We start from the raw sequence: 3,887 nt of genomic DNA on the forward strand, positions 1-3,887 counted from the left end.
ACCCAAACGACGCTCTCACCCTGATTTTGCAGGCTTCCCCGAATCTCCGACCAAAACATTCGCGCGCCTTTTGGCCTCTGGCCCCCCAATCTTTACGCCGCTTCCCCGAGTTTCTTCTCAGACACTAACTAACTAACTAAACAGATAGCCCGGGGAGTGCCAGTCTCCGACCCAGCAGGTGTCATTCTCTGTCCTCGTTGACATTATCGAAACGAGTTCCAGCGCCTTCGCCGAGCCTCCGGCCCCGGCCCTGTTGGATAAAGTCCACAGGCGATTTCCCAATGCAGGCACGATTGAGGAACTTCGCATGTCGGCCCTCGGCCAATCCGGGCCGGCATTCGATCTGGATTGGCGGACCGCCGGCGGCGTGCGCCGCAATGCGCGGGTCGGTGTCATCTCCTTTCCGGGCGGTTCTCTAGAATGCGTCCTGACCAGTTCGCCCGGGAGCATGCGCCAGGATTGTCAATCGCTCAATCAACTGCTCCTGTCGCTGCGCTGTGCCTCGCTCGACGGCAAGTTGGATCTCCCCAACGTGACCCCGGAATAGCTGGCTTCCTTTTTGGCCGGCAATACTTCCCATGAACTTCAAGGTAGGGCGAGCCTGTCCCCAGCGAGCCGAGCCGGACGTATTCCAAGCACGTCGAGCGGCTCGCCGGGAACGGACTCGCCCTACCTTCGACTCGTTTATGGGGCGTGTGCACGGTCCGAAGGCACGGGAACTTCCCGGGAACCGTGAAACCCGCCTAACCAGCCTTGTTCCTGTTGAAGCGTTCGTTAATCGAATGTTACACTGCACCACAATGGTTCGGCGTGTGCTCAAGTTGCTTCACGGCCTTTCTCTTCCTGCCGTGCTGTTCGGGATCTTTTTCATCCCAGGAAACGCTGCGGGCCAGCAAAGAAGCGTGGCCGATGCGCCGCTCAACGTGCTCACGCAAGCGGTCCAGGTTCTCAAGTTGAGTCCGTCGGAGGCCAGTCGAGATTATCCCGTGCGGCTTCGAGCCGTAGTCACTTTCTTCGAACAGCGCACGGAGCTCTGTTTCGTTCACGATGAAACCGGCGGGGTCTATGTGTATTTGAAAAACTGGGCTCGCCCGGCCAGGGCCGGAGACGTCGTTGAAGTGACCGGAACGACCTCGGCCGGCACCTTCTCATCCTCGGTCAAGCAGGGGGATTTGAACGTGATTCGACCCGGCCAGCTCCCGGAGCCCAAATTCATCGCGATCGAACAACTGTCAGCAGGGCGGGATGATTGTCGGTGGATTCAGGTCGAAGGCGTGGTTCGGCGGGCCGTCGAGAATTGGGGGCACCTGCTGCTCGATTTGGTCGCCGGCCCGAGCCGGCTGAAAGTTCGCATCCTGGAACGCGAGCCGGGCCAGGAGAACTTACTCATTGACGCGAAGGTCCGGATCTCCGGGGTCGTTTCCTCATCGCACGATCGGTTGAAACGACTGGACGGGTTTCATCTCATGGTGCCGGGCATGGCTCAAGTCAAGACGCTGGAGCCCGCGCCGGCGGACCCTTTTTCGCGCGCGCAACGGACGAGTCGAAGTCTGAAAATGAAACTGCCCGGCGAGGAGTTGGATCATCGTGTTCGCGTGCGAGGAACCGTGACGATGCACTGGCCTGGAAAAGTGTTGTTCATTCAAGACGACACCGGCGGCGTGCAGGTTCGGACCGAGCAGAACGCGCCATTGGCGCCTGGCGAAGTCGTGGACGTGGCCGGCTACGCGGTTCTGGCGGAAGGCGCGTCCACGGTCGCCGACGGGATTTTTCGGAGCGTCAGCCAAGGGGAACCTCTCCGTCCGGCGGTGGCAACGGCCGGAGAAATTCTCTCCGGCGCTTTCGATCACCGACTGGTGCGACTGGACGCGCGAGTTATCGCCTCGGCGGATGATTCCCCGGAAATACAGACGTTCTCGCTGCGGGCGGGAAAGGAATCGCTGCGGGCGATTCTTCCTAAAACTCAGGGGGCAGTGCCGGGGTCGCGAATTCTGCCCAATACTCACGTGCAGATCAGCGGGGTGTGCGCCCGTGACGCTGGCATGCCGGCTCTGGGCAGTTTCGTAATTTGGCTCCGTTCGCCGGAGGATTGGGTTCTGCTGGAGCAACCGTCCGGTTCTCCGTCGAGGCTTCTGAATTGGAGGTTCTGGTTGCCCGGAATGGCGGTGCTGTGGGCGTTTGGCTGGGTGCTCTGGCTTCGAGCTGGTGTGACGCGCAAGGCGGAGGCTCTGCGGCTGCGAGAGGCTTCGCTGGCGGAACGCCAGGGCGAACGGGAATTGCGCAAGGCTCTGGAAGAACGCGAGCGGATCGCGCGCGATTTGCACGACTGCATCATTCAATCGATCTACGCCGTCGGGTTGAATTTGGAAAACTGCAAACGCCTCGTCACCGAGAAGCCGGCGCAGGTGGAAGGCCAGCTCGCGAAAGTGCGCGCGGACTTGAACAGCGTCATCCGCGACGTGCGGAATTTCATCCTCGGTCTGGAATCCGAGGCGTTGAAAGGCCAGGAGTTCAAGACGGCCTTGAAATCGATCGTGCTGACGTTGGGCGAACCGCACGCGCTGCGCTTCGGCCTGCAGATCGATCCGCTCGCGGCCGAGGAATTGACTTCGCATCAAGCAACCCAGTTGCTGCACATCGCGCGCGAAGCCGTCAGCAACAGCGTGCGCCACGCCCGCGCCGAGCGCACCGTGCTGTCGCTGCAACCGGGCGAGGGCCAGATTCGTTTCGAGGTTCGCGACAATGGCATGGGGTTCGATCCGGCGGCGGTGGGGCCGGACCAGCGCGGGTTGCGGAACATGGCGACTCGAGCCCGTGAACTCGGCGCCGCGTTTTCCGTGGTTTCCCAGGCGGGTCAGGGCACGCGAATCGTGCTCGACATTCCGGTGAAAAACCCGCATGAGTCCCCGTGAGATGAAAGGCATTCGCGTCCTTATCGTGGACGATCACGAAGTGGTGCGGATCGGGCTGCGAACCTTGCTGAGCCGGTTTCCCCACATCGAAGTCGTTGGAGAAGCCGGGACCGCCGCGTCCGCCATTGCCGAATTGCAGCGCACCTCGCCGGACGTGATTCTTCTGGACGTTCGCCTTCCGGACCGCAGCGGTTACGAGGTCTCGCGCCAAATTCAGAGAATGGACGGCGAACCGCGCGTGCTGATTCTGACTTCCTTCGCCGATGACAACACCGTGTTCGAAGCGATCGCTGCGGGAGCCGACGGATACCTCCTTAAAGAGATCGATGCCGACGGTTTGGTGAAGGCCATTGAAAAAGTTGCGGCCGGGCAGTCGATCCTCGACCCCGCGGTCACCGGGCGAGTGCTGGGGCGCGTAAAAAACCTTTCCGAGCCACCGTCCAAAATCGACATTCTTTCCACCCAAGAGCGGCGTGTTCTGGCCCTGGTTGCCGAAGGCAAGACCAACAAGGAAATCGCCGTGGATCTGGGGCTGAGCGACAAGACGATTAAGAATTACCTCAGCAACGTTTTGGACAAACTCCATCTGAGCCGCCGATCGCAAGCCGCGGCGTTCTTCGTGCAGCATTCCCCTAGTCGGTAGAGCCTTTAGACCTTGTTCGTTCTAGGGCCTAAAATCTTCCGCTTCAGCCCTTCAAAGCCTTGCTGGCTTAAGTCACCTTGGGACAGGTGTTTCAGTGTGTGAGACCGAAAGCTGAACCCCATTCTCAAGTCTGTTCAGGCAAGCCCATTGCTCATGGGATTACGCACTGGCTTGGAGTCGGCGACTTTTCTCAACTCCGCCGAGCTTAGCTATAGCCTGTTGCGAAATAGGCTTATTCGCGAGCGGTTTTCTTGCGACTGGCAGGGGGTCTTGCTGGGATCAAGCGCTCCTTATTTGCAAGGCTCAGTTCACGCAAGCGTTCCTGCAAGCGG

3 protein-coding genes are annotated in these 3,887 nt (G+C 60.3%); all 3 read left to right on the forward strand.

Annotated features, from left to right (window positions below):
• Positions 1-307 precede the first annotated feature (307 nt).
• Genes FJ398_26580 through FJ398_26590 form a run of 3 tightly spaced genes read left to right on the forward strand, consistent with a single transcriptional unit; the run spans position 308 to position 3,555 of the window.
• Positions 308-547 (forward strand): hypothetical protein, encoded by a 240-nt coding sequence (locus tag FJ398_26580; GenBank protein ID MBM3841452.1) that lies wholly within the window; start codon positions 308-310, stop codon positions 545-547.
• Positions 548-578: 31 nt separating this feature from the next.
• Positions 579-2,912 (forward strand): sensor histidine kinase, encoded by a 2,334-nt coding sequence (locus FJ398_26585; protein ID MBM3841453.1) that lies wholly within the window; start codon positions 579-581, stop codon positions 2,910-2,912.
• A 1-nt stretch (position 2,913) separates the two neighbouring features.
• On the forward strand, positions 2,914-3,555 hold the full coding sequence (locus FJ398_26590) for a response regulator transcription factor (GenBank protein MBM3841454.1): 642 nt from the start codon (positions 2,914-2,916) through the stop codon (positions 3,553-3,555).
• Positions 3,556-3,887 lie beyond the last annotated feature (332 nt).

This window comes from Verrucomicrobiota bacterium (assembly GCA_016871535.1).
GTDB lineage: Bacteria > Verrucomicrobiota > Verrucomicrobiia > Limisphaerales > SIBE01 > VHCZ01.

Coding starts and splice junctions, on each gene's coding strand:
- FJ398_26580 (MBM3841452.1), top strand. CDS start 308: ATGTCGGCCCTCGGCCAATCCGGGCCGGCATTCGATCTGGATTGGCGG.
- FJ398_26585 (MBM3841453.1), top strand. CDS start 579: ATGAACTTCAAGGTAGGGCGAGCCTGTCCCCAGCGAGCCGAGCCGGAC.
- FJ398_26590 (MBM3841454.1), top strand. CDS start 2,914: ATGAAAGGCATTCGCGTCCTTATCGTGGACGATCACGAAGTGGTGCGG.